The following is a 1,333-nucleotide window of genomic DNA, read 5'->3' as shown; positions in this document are numbered from 1 at the left end:
GGTGGCTGCGGGCTGCTCGGCCGGCGCGGTGGTGACGGGCAAGGGCTTCGTCGTGGCGGCGGCCGGCTTGGCCGCAGCCGGGCGGGTGCGGTGCCGTCGGATCGCGTCGCGCAGTCTGCGCCCCCACGACGGCGCCGGGTCCCCGGCCTCGCGCGGCATCGGTGGCTTGGCCGCCGGCTCGGCCGGAGGCGTGGCCGGCACGCTGGCCTGCACGCTGGCCGGCGCGGACGTGGGCGCCTTCGTCGACGGCGTCGAGCCGCCCGCCTCACGTGCCGGGTTCGCCGTCTCGACCGGCCGTTCAGCGGGCTTGCCGGCCGCGGGCCGGCCGGAGCCTGCAGTCGTGCCCGTCCTGCCCTCCCGCGCCGGCGACGGTGCCGTCCACCGGGGCCGTCCGCTCGTGCCGTCGGACTCCGTTGGCCGGCCCGACCCTGAGCCGCGGGCCGACGGGGCGCCAGGGGCCGGCGGGGCGGTGGCGCCGTTCTCGGCTCCGTTCTCGGCGTCGTGCCCGGCCGACGCGTCCAGCCGCTCGAGCCGGATCACCGTGAGCCGCCGCAGCGCGTCGCGTCGTGCCCAGGGCACGACCTCCTGCTCATCGCGCGGAGCGGTGGACGCGCCGTGGGACTCGGCGGGCTTCTCGGCCGGACGCGGCTCCCGCCTGCCCGCCGCAGCCCCGGCCCGGCCCGGTTCCTGCTCGTCGACCTGCTCCAGCCGTGTCGCCGTCAGCCGGCGCAGTACATCGCGGGCGCGGACCCAGGCCGGCCCGACGCGGTCGTCGGGCCGGTCGCCGGCCTGCCGGTCGGGTGTGCCCGCTGACTGTGCGTCGGCAGTCTGCTCCTCGGTCTCCTCCAGCCGCGTGGCGGTGAGCCGGCTCAGCATGTCGCGCGCCCGGACCCACGCGGGCGCGCCGCGCTCCACGGCCTGGTCCGACGGCGCTTCGGCCGGCGAGGGCGCCGCGCCGCCGTCGCCGGCATCGTCCGAGCGCGCGGTCGTGGCGGGCCGGCTCGGCCTGTCGCGGTTGGCTGCCCGGTCGACGACAGGGCGGGACGCGGCCGTCGTCGGCGGCTGCACGGGCTGGGTCGTGACGGCGTGCTCCGCCACTCCGTCCCAGCCCGACCGGTCCGACTCGGGCGCAGTGGTCAGGAGGCGACCCAGCGCGGCCCGCGCACGAGCGGCCCAGGGCGCGCGTCGCGACTCGTCGCCCCGAACGGGGCGGGGGTCGCGAGCGGCAGCTGTGGCGGCGGCCATATCGGGGGAGGGCGGCGGCCGGGCGGCGGCGAGCCGGCGACGGAGCTCCTGGCGGGCCTCGAGCGTCGACTCGGCCGCCTTCTCGGGC

At 79.9% G+C, this 1,333-nt stretch carries 1 pseudogene; it reads right to left on the bottom strand.

The window, feature by feature from the left end:
* Positions 1-1,333: pseudogene (locus tag E1212_RS29810) on the bottom strand (hypothetical protein); the annotation flags it as partial.

Origin of the sequence: Jiangella ureilytica, assembly GCF_004348545.1 — a bacterium.
Classification (GTDB): domain Bacteria; phylum Actinomycetota; class Actinomycetes; order Jiangellales; family Jiangellaceae; genus Jiangella; species Jiangella ureilytica.
The sequence above is the reverse complement of the archived record's forward strand: the minus strand, read 5'-3'. Positions and strand labels throughout refer to the sequence as shown.